The sequence below is a fragment of the Ralstonia sp. RRA genome, from assembly GCF_037023145.1.
GTDB lineage: Bacteria > Pseudomonadota > Gammaproteobacteria > Burkholderiales > Burkholderiaceae > Ralstonia.
The window spans coordinates 604,650-621,848 of record NZ_CP146092.1 but is presented as its reverse complement, the minus strand read 5'-3'; the positions used below and the strand labels follow the sequence as shown (position 1 = coordinate 621,848).

General features: G+C 65.3%; 15 protein-coding genes. 4 read left to right on the top strand and 11 right to left on the bottom strand.

All coding sequences use genetic code 11. The features are described from left to right. Window positions 1-167: 167 nt before the first annotated feature. On the top strand, window positions 168-2,765 hold the full coding sequence (gene acnD / locus V6657_RS20875) for a Fe/S-dependent 2-methylisocitrate dehydratase AcnD (protein ID WP_048933830.1): 2,598 nt from the start codon (window positions 168-170) through the stop codon (window positions 2,763-2,765). After that, window positions 2,762-3,946 (top strand): 2-methylaconitate cis-trans isomerase PrpF, encoded by a 1,185-nt coding sequence (prpF, locus tag V6657_RS20870; RefSeq protein ID WP_048933831.1) that lies wholly within the window; start codon window positions 2,762-2,764, stop codon window positions 3,944-3,946. Before acnD ends, prpF begins: the two co-directional genes overlap by 4 nt. 21 nt (window positions 3,947-3,967) lie before the next feature. Here the strand turns inward: prpF and V6657_RS20865 are convergent, their stop codons facing one another. From V6657_RS20865 to V6657_RS20855, 3 genes are all read right to left on the bottom strand, one after another. Next, window positions 3,968-4,381 carry a hypothetical protein gene (locus V6657_RS20865; RefSeq protein WP_048933832.1) on the bottom strand — a complete coding sequence of 138 codons (414 nt, stop codon included), beginning with the start codon at window positions 4,379-4,381 and terminating at the stop codon, window positions 3,968-3,970. 39 nt (window positions 4,382-4,420) lie between these two features. Next, window positions 4,421-5,212: a membrane protein gene (locus V6657_RS20860; protein WP_048933833.1), complete on the bottom strand. Its 792-nt coding sequence runs from the start codon at window positions 5,210-5,212 to the stop codon at window positions 4,421-4,423. A gap of 306 nt (window positions 5,213-5,518) precedes the next feature. Beyond that, on the bottom strand, window positions 5,519-5,827 hold the full coding sequence (locus tag V6657_RS20855) for an antibiotic biosynthesis monooxygenase (protein ID WP_048933834.1): 309 nt from the start codon (window positions 5,825-5,827) through the stop codon (window positions 5,519-5,521). Window positions 5,828-5,936: 109 nt separating this feature from the next. Between V6657_RS20855 and V6657_RS20850 the strand changes: the two genes are divergently transcribed. Continuing rightward, on the top strand, window positions 5,937-6,896 hold the full coding sequence (locus V6657_RS20850) for a helix-turn-helix domain-containing protein (RefSeq protein WP_048933870.1): 960 nt from the start codon (window positions 5,937-5,939) through the stop codon (window positions 6,894-6,896). Window positions 6,897-6,901: 5 nt separating this feature from the next. Here V6657_RS20850 and V6657_RS20845 read toward each other — a convergent pair whose 3' ends face one another. The 7 genes from V6657_RS20845 to V6657_RS20815 form a co-directional block, all read right to left on the bottom strand. Continuing rightward, a complete protein-coding gene (locus V6657_RS20845) occupies window positions 6,902-7,450 on the bottom strand; it encodes a DinB family protein (RefSeq protein WP_048933835.1) in 549 nt (182 codons plus the stop codon). Window positions 7,451-7,590: 140 nt separating this feature from the next. Beyond that, on the bottom strand, window positions 7,591-8,757 hold the full coding sequence (locus V6657_RS20840) for a collagen-like triple helix repeat-containing protein (protein WP_182570811.1): 1,167 nt from the start codon (window positions 8,755-8,757) through the stop codon (window positions 7,591-7,593). 360 nt (window positions 8,758-9,117) lie between these two features. Then, on the bottom strand, window positions 9,118-9,825 hold the full coding sequence (locus tag V6657_RS20835; RefSeq protein WP_048934679.1) for a GNAT family N-acetyltransferase: 708 nt from the start codon (window positions 9,823-9,825) through the stop codon (window positions 9,118-9,120). 15 nt (window positions 9,826-9,840) lie between these two features. Further along, on the bottom strand, window positions 9,841-11,889 hold the full coding sequence (locus V6657_RS20830; RefSeq protein WP_048934680.1) for a DUF3488 and DUF4129 domain-containing transglutaminase family protein: 2,049 nt from the start codon (window positions 11,887-11,889) through the stop codon (window positions 9,841-9,843). Between the two features lie 99 nt (window positions 11,890-11,988). Then, the gene (locus tag V6657_RS20825) at window positions 11,989-13,095 is read right to left on the bottom strand and encodes a DUF58 domain-containing protein (RefSeq protein ID WP_048934681.1); all 1,107 of its coding nucleotides are present in this window, start codon (window positions 13,093-13,095) and stop codon (window positions 11,989-11,991) included. Window positions 13,096-13,107: 12 nt separating this feature from the next. Beyond that, the gene (locus V6657_RS20820) at window positions 13,108-14,088 is read right to left on the bottom strand and encodes a MoxR family ATPase (protein WP_048934682.1); all 981 of its coding nucleotides are present in this window, start codon (window positions 14,086-14,088) and stop codon (window positions 13,108-13,110) included. Window positions 14,089-14,185: 97 nt separating this feature from the next. Beyond that, window positions 14,186-14,833, bottom strand: coding sequence for a TetR/AcrR family transcriptional regulator (locus tag V6657_RS20815; protein ID WP_048934683.1), 648 nt, complete (start codon window positions 14,831-14,833; stop codon window positions 14,186-14,188). 182 nt (window positions 14,834-15,015) lie between these two features. On the opposite strand from V6657_RS20815, the gene V6657_RS20810 reads away from it, so the two are divergent. Continuing rightward, entirely contained in the window at window positions 15,016-16,314 is a 1,299-nt protein-coding gene (locus V6657_RS20810; RefSeq protein WP_048934684.1) for an MFS transporter, read from the top strand. Here the strand turns inward: V6657_RS20810 and modA are convergent, their stop codons facing one another. Continuing rightward, window positions 16,315-17,097: a molybdate ABC transporter substrate-binding protein gene (gene modA / locus V6657_RS20805; protein ID WP_048934685.1), complete on the bottom strand. Its 783-nt coding sequence runs from the start codon at window positions 17,095-17,097 to the stop codon at window positions 16,315-16,317. Between the last annotated feature and the right edge of the window lie 102 nt (window positions 17,098-17,199).

Here is a 17,199-nt window from a genome sequence, read left to right as displayed (position 1 = left end):
GGGGAACTGTCTGAGCGAAGCGAGTTTTCCCCGTCTCCGCTCGGTTACGAAAATTCAAGGAGTCTTTCGCCATCTTGGGCGCGCCTTTCTTTGCTTACTTTCTTTGGCAAGACAAAGAAAGTGAGTCAGCCCCGGCAGGGGATGAAACAAGGGATGTACCAGACACCATGAACACCACCCACAGAAAGCCCCTCCCCGGCACAACGCTCGACTACTTCGACGCTAGAGAAGCTGTAGAAGCCATTCAACCAGGCGCCTACGACAAGCTGCCGTACACCTCCCGCGTACTCGCCGAGAATCTGGTCCGCCGCTGCGACCCCGCCACGCTCACCGATTCCCTCAAGCAACTGATCGAACGCAAACGCGACCTGGACTTCCCGTGGTTCCCCGCCCGCGTGGTCTGCCACGACATCCTGGGCCAGACCGCACTGGTGGACCTAGCCGGCCTGCGTGACGCCATTGCCGACCAAGGCGGCGACCCCGCCAAGGTCAACCCGGTCGTCCCAGTACAGTTGATCGTCGACCACTCGCTGGCCGTGGAATGCGGCGGCTTCGACCCCGACGCCTTCGCCAAGAACCGCGCCATTGAAGACCGCCGCAACGAAGACCGCTTCCACTTCATCGACTGGACCAAGCTCGCGTTCAAGAATGTGGATGTGATCCCCGCAGGCAACGGCATCATGCACCAGATCAACCTGGAGAAGATGTCGCCGGTCATCCAGGCACACGACGGCGTGGCTTACCCCGACACCTGCGTCGGCACGGACAGCCACACCCCGCACGTGGATGCGCTGGGCGTGATCGCCATCGGCGTGGGCGGCCTGGAAGCCGAAAACGTGATGCTCGGCCGCGCCTCGTGGATGCGCCTGCCGGACATCGTCGGCGTGGAGCTGACGGGCCAACGCCAACCCGGCATCACCGCCACCGACATCGTGCTGGCGCTGACCGAATTCCTGCGCAAGCAGAAGGTGGTGGGCGCATATCTGGAGTTCTACGGCGAAGGCGCATCGAAGCTCACGCTGGGCGACCGCGCCACCATCTCCAACATGGCCCCCGAGTACGGCGCCACCGCCGCCATGTTCTCGATTGACGAAAACACGCTCGACTACCTGCGCCTGACCGGCCGCAGCGACGAGCAAGTCAAGCTGGTCGAGACGTACGCCAAGACCGCGGGCCTGTGGTCCGACACCCTCAAGCAGGCTGAATACGAACGCGTGCTGCGCTTCGACCTGTCGAGCGTGGTGCGCAACATGGCCGGCCCGTCGAACCCGCACGCCCGCGTGGCCACGACGGACCTCGCCGCCAAGGGCATCGCCGGCAAGTGGGAAGAAACCCCTGGCCAGATGCCGGATGGCGCGGTCATCATTGCCGCCATCACGAGCTGCACCAACACCAGCAACCCCCGCAACGTGATTGCCGCCGCGCTACTGGCACGCAACGCAAACCGCCTGGGCCTGACGCGCAAGCCGTGGGTGAAGAGCTCGCTGGCGCCCGGGTCCAAGGCAGTGGAGCTGTATCTGGAAGAGGCTGGCCTGAAAGCCGAACTGGAGAATCTCGGCTTCGGCATCGTCGCGTTTGCCTGCACCACCTGCAACGGCATGAGCGGCGCGCTGGACCCGAAGATCCAGCAAGAGATCATCGACCGCGATCTGTATGCCACGGCCGTGCTGTCCGGCAACCGCAACTTCGATGGCCGCATCCACCCGTATGCCAAGCAGGCGTTCCTCGCCTCGCCGCCGCTGGTGGTGGCCTATGCGATTGCCGGCACGGTGCGCTTCGACATCGAGCGCGACAGCTTCGGCACCGATGCCAACGGCAAGCCCATCCTGCTGAAAGACCTGTGGCCGACCGACGAAGAGATCGACGCCATCGTGCGTGCCTCGGTCAAGCCGGAGCAATTCCGCAAGGTCTACATCCCGATGTTCGAGCAGCGCAGCGAGTCAGTGGCCAACGTCAGCCCGCTGTACGACTGGCGCCCGCAGAGCACCTACATCCGCCGTCCGCCGTATTGGGAAGGTGCATTGGCCGGCGAGCGCAAGCTCAAGGGTCTGCGCCCGTTGGCGGTGCTGGGCGATAACATCACGACCGACCACCTCTCGCCGTCCAACGCCATCCTGGCCAGCAGCGCCGCTGGTGAATACCTCGCCAAGATGGGCCTGCCGGAAGAGGACTTCAACTCGTACGCCACGCACCGCGGCGATCACCTGACCGCGCAGCGCGCGACGTTCGCCAACCCCACGCTCATCAACGAGATGGCCGTGGTCGATGGTGCAGTGAAGAAGGGTTCGCTGGCGCGCATCGAGCCGGAAGGCAAGGTCACGCGCATGTGGGAAGCCATCGAGACCTACATGGACCGCAAGCAGCCGCTGATCGTGATTGCCGGTGCCGACTACGGCCAAGGCAGCTCGCGCGACTGGGCCGCCAAGGGCGTGCGACTGGCCGGTGTGGAAGTCATCGTGGCCGAGGGCTTCGAGCGCATCCACCGCACCAACCTGATCGGCATGGGCGTGCTGCCGCTGGAGTTCAAGCCGGGCACCACGCGCCTGACGCTGGGCATTGACGGCACCGAAACCTATGACGTGATCGGCGCACGCAAACCGCGTGCGGACCTGACGCTGGTGATTCATCGCAAGAGCGGCGAACGCGTGGAAGTGCCCGTCACGTGCCGTCTGGACAGCGATGAGGAAGTCTCGATCTACGAAGCGGGCGGTGTGCTGCAGCGCTTCGCACAGGACTTCCTGGAATCGAACAAGGAAGCAGCATGAGCCATCCCGCACAAATCAAAGTCCCCGCCACGTACATCCGTGGCGGCACCAGTAAGGGCGTGTTCTTCCGTTTGCAGGATTTGCCGGAAGCCGCGCAGCAACCTGGCGCCGCGCGCGATGCGCTGCTCATGCGCGTGATCGGCAGCCCCGACCCGTACGGCAAACAGATCGACGGCATGGGCGGCGCCACGTCCAGCACCAGCAAGACGGTGATCCTCGCCAAAAGCACGCGCCCGGACCATGACGTGGATTATCTGTTCGGTCAGGTCTCCATCGACAAACCGTTTGTGGATTGGTCGGGCAACTGCGGCAACCTGTCCGCCGCTGTCGGCCCGTTCGCCATCAGCAACGGCCTGGTGGACGCCAGCCGTGTGCCGCAGAACGGCACCGCCATCGTGCGCATCTGGCAAGCCAACATCGGCAAGACCATCATTGCGCACGTGCCCATCACCAACGGCGCGGTGCAGGAGACGGGCGACTTCGAACTGGACGGCGTGACCTTCCCGGCCGCGGAAGTGCAGCTCGAATTCCTCGATCCAGCGGCCGAAGAAGACGGTGACGGCGGCGGCGCGATGTTCCCCACCGGCAACCTCGTCGACGACCTGGAGGTGCCCGGCGTGGGCACGCTCAAGGCGACGATGATCAATGCCGGCATTCCCACTATCTTCATCAATGCGGACGCCATCGGCTACACCGGCACGGAGCTGCAGGACGCCATCAACGGCGACGCGAAAGCGCTGGCGATGTTCGAGACCATCCGCGCGCACGGCGCAGTGCGCATGGGGCTCATCAAGAACATCGATGAAGCCGCCACGCGGCAGCACACGCCCAAGGTGGCCTTTGTGGCGCAACCGAAGGACTACGTTTCCTCCAGCGGCAAGAAAGTCGGTGCAGGCGATGTGGACCTGCTGGTGCGCGCGCTATCGATGGGCAAGCTGCACCACGCGATGATGGGCACGGCTGCCGTGGCCATCGGCACGGCAGCGGCCATTCCGGGCACGTTGGTCAACCTGGCGGCCGGCGGCGGCGAGCGTAACGCAGTGCGCTTCGGGCATCCGTCCGGCACGCTGCGCGTTGGTGCGGAGGCCATGCTCGTCGACGGCGAATGGACCGTCACCAAGGCCATCATGAGCCGCAGCGCGCGCGTGCTGATGGAGGGTTGGGTGCGCGTGCCGGGCTAACCGGCACGGCTAGGCAAGTGCTCAGCGCTTGCCGCTGACCTGATCCATCGTCCGGATCAGGTCAGCCAGCGTCTGCTTGCAGTTGGCCACATCAGGCTTGCTGGCGCGCAAGGCTTCAAGCGCGCGGTCGATGGCCTTGTCAACGACGTGCCAGTCCGATGCGGCACGCGGCTTGAGGCCGGCTTCGGCGCTGTCCCACGAGACTTCCAGATCCTTGATGCGGGTCTTGGCACCGGCCAGGTCGCCCTTGTCGACAATGGCAGCCGTGTCGACCGCAATCGCGCGGAACGGGCCCAGATCGCCCAGCTTGGAGGGCGTGGCCGCCTGCACGGCTTTCACCGGGCCAAAGTTGGCGGGCACCAGATGGCTGGCACCAGCCATGAACAAAACGAGCGCGGCAGCCGCCAGCGGCGGCGTCAGTTTGATGAGCTTCATGACATCTCCTGGGTTGGATACAAGACAGAGGCTTGCGGATCAGACAGCCGACGCGGCGTGCGCCGCACGGGCAATACGGCCTTCATGGCGCTGAGCAAACGCCACCAGCACAACGATGACGGCGAGGAAGACGACGCTGGTCAGCATCGCGCCCAGGCCCAATCCACCATAGCTTTGCGATTGCGACAGGAAGTCCCCCAACGCCGCACCCAACGGGCGCGTGAGGATGTAGGCCAGCCAGAACGCCAGCACCTTGTTGGCGCCCAGCCAGTACGCAACAGCCGCCAGCGCAATGAGCGCGCCAAAGGCCACGATGCCCAGTTGGAACCCGAGACCAAGCGCTTCGGTGGCAAGGTCACCCGCAGCGGTGCCCAGCGCGAACGTGCAGAGAATGGCGGCCCAATAGAACAGCTCTCGGCGGCGTGTATCGATGGACTGGATCGACAGCGTGTGTTCCACGCGATACCAGATCGCAAACAGTGCGAGTAGCACCACGCTAAAGACGGCTGTGCTTACGTACAGGCTCACACCAAGCTTGTCGGTCAGCAGGTCGGTGATCTGCGTGCCGACAATGCTCACCAGCACCACCGTCAGCCAGTACAACCACGGCACATAGCGCTGCGCGCGCACCTGCGCCGCGAGTGCAACAGCAAGCAAACCCGCCATTGCACCGCCGGTGACGGCCGTGCCCAGCCCAACGTTGACGGCCAGAAAATCCGCGCCGGTCTCACCCACCGTGGTGGAGAGGATCTTGATGATCCAGAACCCCAACGCCACCTGGGGCACCTTGTTGAGCAGGCTGGGCACCTCGCGTGCCAGTCGTGTGTCCATTGCTTTCTCCGTCAATTGCGCCGTCAACTTCGCGAGCGCGAAAAAGTGATGACGGTGACAGGCTAGACACGCAGACTTAGATGCCACTGAGATGTGGCGAATGGATGGAATGGCGTGATCAATGGCCCGATGCCACGGGCGCCATGCTGCTTGGCAGCGTCACAAAATCATCCGCATGGTGGATGGCTTGCGGTGCACGCAAACAGCGCCTCGGGCGGACACGTGAGCTTGCGTGATGCATCAGGCCGCTTGCCGCTGCGCGCGACCTGACGCATAGGCCGATCCCTCGGACAGGCTCAGGCAGGATCAGCTTGCCAGCGTGTTCTTCATGCCCAGCACCTCAATCGGTGCAATCTCGGGCGGCGAGGCCAGCAGCTCGGCCGCATTCGCCATCAGCGCCTTCGCAATTGGGCCGTCCAGGTGGGCCTGGCGATTCTGCTCGCTGGTAAAGGCATCGAAGATGCCAAACACGTTGGGCGCAATGCGCAACGCAAACCAGATCGGGGTGGTGGCTTCCTGATTGGCCATCTCCAGGCCGGCCTGCAGAAAGTCAGCCAAAGCCTGCTCCTTGCCCGGCTTGGCAATCAGCCGGGCGAACAACGCGTACTTGATCATCGTGGGTCTCCAGATGCCGCGCAGGGGGTCTGCGCGGACAGACTGACTTTACAAAGCCGTCATGTCGGAAAATACTGTCCCGATTGACAACTTTGATATCGATACTGCCATGCGGATTGCCGTGCTCGCGCTGGAAGGCGTGTTCGATACGGGGCTGGCCACGGTGCTCGATGCCTTTGCCACGGCCAATGAACTGGCGCGGGTGGCCGGCATTGATATGCCGACGTTTGAGGTGGCAGTGGTCGGTATGCGGCCGCAGGTGCGCAGCGGGTTGGGCCTGCAGGTGCCCGTGTGCGGCGTGGGCGATGCGGCCTCCCCAAACTGGGTGATCGTGCCGGCCATCAGCGCCAAGATGCCCGACGTGCTGGTGCCCGCGCTGGGCCGTGAAGATGTGGCGAACGCGCTGCCCGTTTTACGCGCGTGGTCGGCGGGCGGTGCGCGCATGGCGGCTGCATGCATCGGCACATTCGTACTGGCGGAAAGCGGCCTGCTGGACGGCCACGACGCCACCACCACGTGGTGGCTGACGCCGCTGTTCCGCCAGCGCTATCCGCAGGTGCGGCTCGACGCGCATCGCATCATCGTGCCCAGCGGCACGATGCTCACGGCTGGTGCCGCACTCAGCCATATCGACATGGCGTTGTGGGTGATCCGCCAGAGCAGCCCGGAGCTGGCCACGCTGGTAGCGCGCTACCTCGTGTTCGACACGCGGCCATCGCAATCCGCCTATGTGATTGCCGACCACCTCTCGCATGCGGACCCGCTGGTCGAACGCTTTGACCGCTGGGTGCGCGAGCGGCTCGACACCGCCATCACGCTCGACGCGGCTGCGGATGCGCTGGCCACCAGCAAACGCACGCTGTCACGGCGCTTGAACGAAGTCCTCGGCAAAACGCCCATCGCCTACATCCAGGATTTGCGCATCGAGCGTGCGGTGCATCTGCTCAAAACGAGCAAGCACAGCGTCGACCAGATTGCCGAGCAGGTTGGCTATGCCGATGGCGTGACGTTGCGTACGCTGTTGCGCAAGCGCTTGGGCAAAGGCATTCGCGAGCTGCGCGCGGCGTAAGCGATCTACAGCACAGCGGGTGCCTCTGCGCCCTGCAATCTGCGTGCGGGCTCGGTCCTGTGCAGATGCACTGCGTAGGTATCCCACGGCAATTGGAAGTCCGGTCCCGCACTGGCCGACACCTGCCGCATCACCCGTCCGACTTCACCGCGGTGATAGCCGCCGTGCGTCACAACGTGCATCAGCATCTCTTCGCGTGTCATGTAGCCCAGGTCACCATCGGTAAACGTAAAGGGGATGGACTCGGCCAGCATGGCTGGCGTGACCTTGCGCACGTAGTCGAGATACCACTGGTCCACCGTCGCAAGCTCCGCAGACAGTGCTTGCAGCGTAGGCGTCTCGGGCGTGTTGTCGGCGGCAAAACCGTGCGGCTGGCCTGCCAGATGCGCGGCAAAGATCTTGTTGACCACCAGGCAATGGTTCATCAGGCGAAGCGCAGTGTGCCGCGCCTCCGCGCACCCCTCGGTATCGAGACCTTGCATGGCGCGCACCATCTCTTCGTTCGCCCATACCTGATAGCGGAACATCCGGAACAACAGATCGCCTGCGCTCATGCCAGTCACCCCTTATCCAAATGAAATGTGAGCTATGGGTGCATTATTTTCGGGTGGGGCCCCAAGGTAAAGCGCGAACGATGCCCAGAAAAAAAAGCCGTCCAGCGCGAAGCATGGACGGCCCATCGGCACAGCGTGGATCAATGATGCGGCGTGCCCCCCAGCGCACCGCCCACCGTCCCCACCGCCCCGCCCACAGCGCCCGTTACCGGGGCCAGCGGCGTGGCTGCACCGGTTGACGCGAGCGAAGAACCCACGCCCGTCAACAGCGAACCGATCGGTGCGGTGGCACCCGCAGCGGGGTTGGTGCCGCCGCCAGCTGCGCCACCCAACGCGGCCGTCACCGGGGCCAGCGGGTTGCTCCCCGCGCCACCACCTGTGGCACCGCCCAAGGCGCCGGTCACCGCACCCAGCGGATTGCTGCCGCCCGTAGCACCGCCCGGCGTGGAAACCGCGCCACCCAGCGCCGCTACCGTATTGCCCGTGGCGGTCACCACGCCTCCCACGTTGGACACCACCGGCGCATTCGTGCCCGTGATCGACGTGCCGACGTTCGCCACCGTACCGCCCACGGTCTGCAGCAGGTTGGTGGCGGGGGCACCCAGGCCTGTGGCGTTACCTAGTGTCTGCGTGGTGGTGGTGACTTGCGAGGTGAGCGGCACCACAGTCGAGCTGAGCTGTTGCGTGACCTGCTCCACCGGCCCGGTCGACAGGGCCGTACCCAGCGTGCCGCCCGCATTGGCCACGGCTTGCCCCACTTGCGAGACCGCGCCACCCACCGGCGTAGTCACTGGCGCGAGCGGCTGCAGCGGGCCCGTGCCCAGGCTGGTCAGCAGACCACCCGTGGCGTTGACGGTATTGCCTGCCTGGGTGACCACGTTGCCCGTGCTGGACACCGTGGTCCCCACCGGGTTCGGATTGGTGCCCATGCTGCCCAGGCCGGACTGCACGCCGGTGCCGAGTGCGGAGACTGTATTGCCGACGTTGTCGACCACGTTGCCCAACCCAGAGGCGCCCGGCACATTGGAGCCGCCCACCGTCTTACCCAGGCTGCTGACGGCGCTGCCCGTGGCAGTGAGCACGCCGCCGCCCTTGTTGGCGACGTCGCCTGTAGGCGTGGTCGAGGCTGTGGAGGTGGACCCGCCGGTGCCGCCCGAGTTGCCCGAACCACCGCTGCCGTTGTTGGCGGAAGTGCCGCCACCGCTGGTTCCGCTCATGTCGCCCGAACCCGAGCTGGCGCAACCGCCCAGTACCAGCAACCCAGCCAGCGTGGCTGAAACCAGTGCACCGCGATGCATTTTCGCCATGTCAGTCTCCCGTTTCAAAAATGCGCTTGATAATATGCCGACCCGCCTTTCACCATGCATTTTCCAAATGGCCAAAACCATTAACTGCTTATCGGCTTGAAATGGAGTCTATGAAGGAGATTCGACTCAATTGCAAACATTATCAAACGCCGGAAATGCCTGGATGGAGGCCACATACGCATCATCGATACGCCGCAGAGCCAAGCGGGGCAACGGCGCAAACGTTATCGAACTGTGGAAGAGAAACGCGATTATGTTTCGAAGGCTGACTCTAAATTACTCAATATGAGTAATACAGCGACACCGCGCAATGCGGCGCCAAAATCACCGCGTTGCGCGATGATTTGAAAAAGCGGTGGGTTACTCTGCCCGGCGCATCACCTTGGTCAGGTGAAATGGCCGCCGGACCGCAAACCCCAGCCGCTCATACAGCGCGATCGCCGTATGGTTGTGCTCGAACACGTGGAGCACCGGCGTCTGCCCGCGCCGCGCGATGTCGTGCTGCAAAACGCGGATCAGCCGGTTGGCAAGGCCCTTGCCGCGGTGGGCATCGTCCACGCAGACGGCGCTGATCTCGACGTAGTCATCCAGTTGCATGCGTTCGCCGGCCATGGCGATCAGCCGGCCGCCTTCGTGTATGCCGATGTACTGGCCGGTCTCTTGCGTGCGGGTACGGAATGGGCCGGGCTTCGTGCGCTCGGTCAGGTCGAACATGTCGGCCGCATCGGCATGCCCGAGGCGGACGATGCCGGTGGTATCAACGTGCCCGCCGGGGTCGCGCACCACGATCATCTGCTGCAGGAGGCCCGCCCGCTCGACGTCAAATTCCTGCGGGACATCGATGGCCGACGTCGCAAACAGTGAGAGTTGCTCACCCGGTTCCAGCAACCCGTACAGTGCCTGCCATGCGGCGGGCATCGCATCAGGGCTCGCAGCGATGGCAGCAAACGGCGTCACGTCGGCACGGTAGCGGCAGGCAAGCGGGCCACCTTGCCGGAAGCGCAGATGACCGCTCGCCAGCGATGACCAGATGGGGTTGTCGAGCAGGTGCGTATCGGGTTGCGTCATACCGGCGTTCTCTCGTTATGCAGACACGCGCAGCGCGGCCACGTCTTCCTTCCAACGCGCCAGCCGCTGCGCACGGGCCTGCGCATTGCCGTCATCGCGGCCATAGCGCAGTGCGATGTAACCCGCAGCCACGCGGCGCAAGGCTTCTGCCGCCTGCGGAAACTGCGCGGCGGCACGCTCGGCGTAGGCCATCGGCCCTTCAGTCGGGCTGCGCGGACAGCCATGCCGCGCCAACTGGTTGCACACGCGCTGCCATTGCACCTGCACGGGGTCGGGCTTCGGCTTGCGCTGCTGCCACAGCAGCGGCAGCGCCGCCAACAGGAAGATGGCCGACACGCCCCACAGCACCGCGCGCGGGTCTGCCGCCTCCAGCCCCAGCCACGCAAAGAGCTGCGCCTGCCGTTTACGGTCGTAGCCGAGCACCCAGCGGTTCCAGCCGCTGATCAGGCCGTCGAGCCCCCAGCGTACGCTGCGCAGCCACGCAGGTTCTTCCACACGGCGCGAGCGGAATTCGCTGGCGGGCACCGCCGCTGCCAGGCCGCGCTCCACGCGCTGCGGCGCAACGGCAGCGGTCGGGTCCACACGCATCCAGCCGCGTCCGGCCAGCCACACCTCAGCCCAGGCATGCGCATCGGACTGGCGCACGATGATGTCGCCGCTCACGGCGTTTACCTCGCCACCGAGGTAGCCCACCACCACGCGCGCGGGCACGCCCGCCGCGCGCATCAGGAAGACGAAGCTGCCCGCGTAGTGCTCACAGAAGCCGCGGTGCGTGCGGAAGAGGAAGTCGTCAATCTGCTCGCCCTGCAGCGGCTCGGGTTCCAGCGTGTAGGCAAACGGTGCGCTGCCGAACAGCTTGAGCGCGGCCGATACGCGGTCGGCCGGCGGCAGCTCAGCCCATTGCGTAGCCAGCGCACGCGCCTGCTTGTTGCCCGGCGGCAGTGCCAATGCGGTCTGCAGCGTGAGCGGATCCAGCGGCTGTGCATCATCCACGCGGCTACGATCGGGCAAGCGTGAACGCACGTGGTAACGCATGCGCTGGTCGATCGGCTGCCGGCTGAGGAACTCTGCGTCGATGCTGCGGCCGATGTCGTCACGCGCGTCGATCGACACGCCGCGATCGAGCGCAAACAGCCAGCGCTGGTGCGTCGTTTCCAGCGTGATGTTGTAGTCCACCACGCCTGGCAGACCACCGATTGCGACCCTTTCCGCGCTCGCAGAATTGGGTACGCTTCCGGGCACAGCCCGTTGCCGCATCGACGCTGCCGTCCATGCTTGGCCATCAAAACGCCACAGCACCATGCCGCGCCAATAGAGCGTATCGAGCGCTGGCGGTGCCCCGGCAAAGTCGGCGCGAAAGGCCAGGTCATCCGACAGGATCAACTGGCCGATGGAGCCCGGCGCCATGCGATCCGTAATACCGCTGGTGCCGGTTTCAGCGGAGCGCGGCAGGCTCCACAGCGGATGATCCAGGCGCGGGAACAGCAGGAACAGCACGGCCGCGCATGGCAGACCCATCGCCACCAATCGCCCCAGCACACGCACTGCCGACACCCGCATGCGCGCCTGCGGATGCAACAGCAGCAGCCAGTTGCGCAGCAGCAGCGCCGCCGTTGCCAGCAAGGAAACGGCCATCCAGGCCGGCTGGTCGAACAGCGTTTGTGAGAGCAACAGGAAACAGCACAGCTGCGTCGCCAGAATGCCGTTGCGCACGGTGTGCGATTCCATCAGCTTGAGCACCAGGAACGCACCCAGCAATGCCACCGACAGGTCTCGGCCGATGTTGCCGCCGGTGCGCAAGGACAGCGCCAGGGTCACAAGCAGGGTCGCCACACCTGTGAGGCCCAGCACCCACTTGCCGGGCAACGGCGCGCGGCGTACCCACAGCAGGGTGCGCCAGAGCAGCAACAAACCAAACACGGCACACGTCACCAGCGGCAGCGCGCGCAGCAACGGCACCAGCACGACGGCAAGTTGTGCGATCAACCAACCATGCTCGCGGTGTGTGAGGGCGCGGGCCGAACCAAACGCCGCAGCCTGCGTGCCGATGGTGGCGGTGCTCATGCGGTCGCCTCCTTGCCGATATCGGTGCGCTGCGGCTCCTGGTGTCGGCGGCCGGCAGCATTCGCGGTCGTGCGCATCCCCGCTGTGCGGGGCCCCTGCTTACTGCGCATGCTGCCCCTCCTCAGGCATTGCAGGCTTGCCCCACAGCGCCAGCGCGCGCAGACACGCATCGCGGTGTGCCGATCCGCGCGACGGGCCAATCGAGATGCCCGGCAAGGTCAGTGTGTATTCAGGTTCGTCACCGGCAGGTGCGTGTTCGGCGGCCAGCACCCAGGCGCACAGGCGCGACAGGCGCTGCTCCGCATGCATGGATGGTGGCAGCGCATCCCAGGCGAGCACGCACTGCGCATGGCGCACCTGTTGGCCGGTGCGGCTCATCCACGTGTCGAGCCGGGCACTGTGCTTCCAGGCGATGCTGCGCAGCGGATCACCCGGGCGATAGGCGCGCAATTGGTCGGCAGCCTCTTCGACCTGGGTACGCGCGGCACGCGGGTTGTCTTCCTCACCGGGGTCGGGCGCAAAGCTGGCGGGCAGCGGCGGCGCAGAGGGCTCGGGTTCGGGATAGACCAGCAGCGTGAGCGGCGCATCGGCATAGCTCCATGCGCGAAACAGGCCGAGCGGGAAGCGCGTCGACACCGTTAAACGCGGCAGTTTGAACCAGCCGCGCGGCTGTGCGGCAAACGCCAATGCCGCCACCGTGGCGTCCTGCGCGTCGAGCGCGGCCTCCACTGGTGCGGCAGGGTTGGCAACACCCTGTGCACTCACATCCAAACCCACGCGCGCCCAGGGCGTCACGTTGGCCAACGCCACGCTCACGTTGAGCGCATGCCCGGCAAACACCGCCTCGCCCGCCGCGCCGCGCACTTCCAGGTCGACGAGGTTGCGGTGCGTCTGCCACATGGCAGAGGCCGCCACACCGGCCAGTACGAACGTCAGCAGAAAGCCCAGGCTCACGTTGTAGTTGAGCGAAGTGACGAGCATGACCACCAGCAGCAGCGCAAAGCCCACACCCGATGCCGTGGGCAGGATATAGACGTGATTGCGGTCTAGACGAATGCGGCCTTCGCGCGGCTTGCGCGGTCGCTGCAAGAAACGCTGCACGCGTGCTCGCGCAAAGCGGACGCCGGGCAACGCCGCCAAGCCCGCACCCAGGATGCGTAACAGCGCGCGGAACGGTGCCGCCAGCCAGGAGGTGAAACGCGCCATGGCGCCGTGCGCTTATGGAATGGCGACCGTATCGAGCAGCCGCTGCGCCAGCGCCGTGGCCGACAACGTACCGCCCGTCGGCAGCAACCGGTGCGCCGCCACGGCCTTGAACACGGCCTGCACATCTTCGGGCAGCACGACATCGCGGCCGTCGATCAGCGCCCACGCGCGGGCCGCCGCCAGCAGCGCCAGACCGGCACGCGGCGACAGGCCCATCTGCACCTGTGCATCGGTGCGCGTGGCATTGACCAGCGCAAGCACATAGTCGACCAGCGCGGGTGCCACGTGCACGGCATCTGCAGCCGCTTGCAGCGCGACGACCTGCGCGGCAGTCAGCACGGGCTGGATGTCCTGCGGCGCGCCGCCACCCAGGTACAGCGCGCGTTCCGAGCTTTGGTCGGGATACCCGAGCGAGAGCCGCATCGTGAAGCGATCCAACTGCGACTCCGGCAGCGGATGCGTGCCAATCTGGTTCAACGGGTTCTGCGTGGCAATCACGAAGAAGGGCTCGGGCAGCGGATACGTGGCGCCATCGTGCGTCACCTGCCCCTCAGCCATCGCTTCGAGCAGCGCGCTCTGTGCCTTGGGCGTGGCGCGGTTGATTTCGTCGGCCAGCACCACCTGCGCGAACAGTGGGCCGGGGTGGAATTCGAACGCACTCTTTTCTTTCACATAGATCGACACGCCGATCAGGTCGGTCGGCAGCAGATCGCTGGTGAACTGCACCCGCTGATATTGCAGCCCGAGCGTGCGGGCCAGCGCGTGTGCCAGCGTGGTCTTGCCCACGCCAGGCAGATCCTCCAGCAGCAGGTGCCCGCGTGACAGCAGACACGCCAGCGCCAAACGAATCTGCAGCGGCTTGCCGAGCACGATGCGGTCGAGTGCGCGTTGTGCTTGCGACAACGCTACCGGCAGCGACAGCATTGCAGGCGGCTGGACCGGAGCAACCGGCGTCGAACGAACGGGAGAGAGCGGGACTTGGTTGGGCGTCATCGAATCGGGTGGGGCCGAAGCAACAATGCCAGCGAGTGTAGCGGCATCGTGCAGCGCCGGTGCACGCCCGTTTTCCGTCCGTGCTGCCGCTACAACATCAGTTCAACTTGGCTGCGGGAATACCGGCGTCCAGCAATACGCGTGCGGTGCGCGGCAAGCTCTTGATGAGGCGCGGCGCGTCGGTGCCGAACGTCTGGCTGGCGGTATAGGCGCCCTCGATCAGGAAGGCAAGATCATCGGCCAGCGCATCCGGGTCGGTGGCGCCGGCGGCTTCGGCACGATCACGCAGGCGCGAGAGCAACAGCGCCTTGTTACGCTGGACGAACTGCCGCGCTGCATGCGACGGGTCCGGAAACTCCGCCGCCACATTCACGAACGGGCAGCCCCGGTAACCCGGGCGCGAGGCACGCTCGGAGACATCGATAAAGAACTGCAGCAGTTGCGCGCGCGCATCATCCGGGTGCTTGGCCATGCTCGCGTTGAAATAGCCCCAGAAGTTCTCGTCACTGCGCTCCAGGTAAGCGAGGACGAGGTCGTCCTTCGACTTGAACTGGCGGTACAGGCTCATCTTGTTGACGCCGGCCTTCTCCACCACGGCCTCCACGCCCACGGCCCGCACGCCTTCGTAGTAGAACAGTTGACGAGCCGCCTCGAGCAAGCTGGCGTGCGCATCCTCACCGCTGATGCGGCGCGGCGTGGTTTTTTCAGTGGAGGAAGAAAGGGCGCGTGGGCCGCGTGCTGCCATGTTGATGCTCCTACAGACTGCCGACGGGGCGAGAAACAAGCCCCCTACCACGTCGATACCATTCGATTGCTGCTTGACATGTTACCGAGCGGTACCTACTATCGCAAGCACGTTGTTACCGGTCGGTAACGAATAGCGCATTGTCGAGCCTACAAGAATCGAACGCCGGAATCGGACGCCCCATGCAGAGACTTGCCCGCCTCATCGCCCCTCGTTTTCACTACAGCTGGATCGCCCTGGCCGTGGTGTTCCTGATCCTGCTGTGTGCGGCCGGCACGCGTGCCACGCCCAGTGTGATGATGCTGCCGCTTGAGCACGAGTTCGGTTGGAGCCGCGGCACGATCTCGCTGGCCATCTCGATCGGCATTGCGCTGTATGGGCTGACGGGGCCGTTTGCGGCGGCATCAATGCAGTACTTCGGTATCCGCCGCACGGTGCTGGTCGCGCTGGCCGTGCTGGTGTCGGGCACCGCGCTCTCGGCAATGATGAGTCAGCCATGGCAGATGGTGCTGCTGTGGGGCGTGATGGTGGGCGGTGGCACGGGCGTGGCGGCCATCACCTTGGGGGCCACGGTGGTCAACCGCTGGTTCACGAGCCACCGCGGGCTGGCCATGGGCATCCTGACGGCCAGCTCTGCCACCGGCCAGCTCGTCTTCCTGCCGATGATGGCGGCGGTGGTCGAGCGCTACGGTTGGCGCCCGGTGGTGCTGATCGTGGCCGGCGCGCTGACGCTGCTGCTGCCGATCGTTGCGATGCTGCTGCCGGAGTCTCCCAAGAGCGTGGGCCTGCGCACCTATGGCGAACCCGCCGATGCACCGGAAGTCGATCAAGGCCCCCGCGCAAACCCAATCGTGCTGGCCATGAACACGCTCGTGCAAGCGGCACGCAAGCGCGATTTCTGGCTGCTCTTCTTCAGCTTCTTTATCTGCGGCGCCAGCACCAACGGCTATATCGGCACGCATTTCATCGCCATGTGTGCAGACCACGGCCTGACCGAGGTCAAGGGCGCCAGCCTGCTGGCTGTGATGGGGATCTTCGATCTGGTGGGGACCACGCTGTCGGGCTGGCTGTCCGACCGCTACAACAGCCGCGTGCTGCTGTTCTGGTACTACGGCCTGCGCGGGCTGTCGCTGATCTACCTGCCGTATGCGTTCGGCTTCGAGTTCTTCGGCCTGCCGGTGTTTGCGCTGTTCTACGGGCTGGACTGGATCGCCACCGTACCGCCGACCGTGCGCCTGACCAACGATGTGTTCGGCAAGGCGGCAGCGCCCATCGTCTTTGGTTGGATCGTCGCAGGGCACCAGTTGGGCGCGGCGTTTGCCACGCTGGGCGCGGGCATGATGCGCTCCACGCTGGGCAACTACACGCTAGCCTCGATGATCTCGGGCGGGCTGTGCGTGGCAGGCGCCTTCCTGGTGCTGCGCATCCACCGTGGCCCCACGCAAGATGCCGAGCGTGCAGGTCAGCCGGCGACTGCGTAATTACGGCTTCAAGAAACCGTACTTGGCCAGCACTGCCTGGCCAGCCGGCGACATCACAAATGCCACGAAGTCGGCCGCCTGCTGCGGCTGCTTCGTGCCAGACGTCACGGCAATCGGGTAGGTGAGCGGCACGTTCAGCGGCACGGGGCTCGCCACCTTCACCTTGTCGGCAGCGATGGCGGCATCGGTGGAGAACACCAGGCCCGCTTCGACCTCGCCGCGCGACACATAGTCCAGCGCCTGGCGCACGTTCTGCGCCAACACCGCCTTGGCCTCCACCGGCGCCCACAGGCCAGCCCCTTCCAGCGCACGCTTGGCATAGCGGCCCACCGGCACCGACGCCGGGTTGCCGATCGCCACACGCTTCACCTCGGGCTTGGTCAGATCCGTCAGCGCGTGCACGGGCACGGTGCCCGCCGCCGTCACGACTGGCACGATCAGCACGAGCTGGTTGGCCACAAAGTCATGGCGCGTTTCGGTCTTGATGACCTTCTCATCCACGGCCTTGTTCATGGCTTCCTGATCGGCGGAGGCAAACACGTCTGCCGGAGCGCCGCGCGCGATCTGCTGCATCAGCACGTCCGACGCGCCAAAGTTGAGCACGACCTTCGTGTCCGGATGCTGCGCTTCGTACTGCTGGGCGATCGTCTTGAAGGCGTTGGTCAGGCTGGCGGCAGCCGAAACGACGAGGTCTGCCGCGTGCACCGGCTCGGCCAACCCCATCGACAATGCCGCAGCCAGACCGATGGCGCGTGCGTGCGCCCAAAGCGAGGAACATGGCATAGCAAACCCGGCTCGGTGATGAAAAGATCGCCCGTAATATACGAGTCAATATAACGAAAGGTCAACGCGTGGCCAGCCGCCATTCCCTTGTTGTCATGCCCG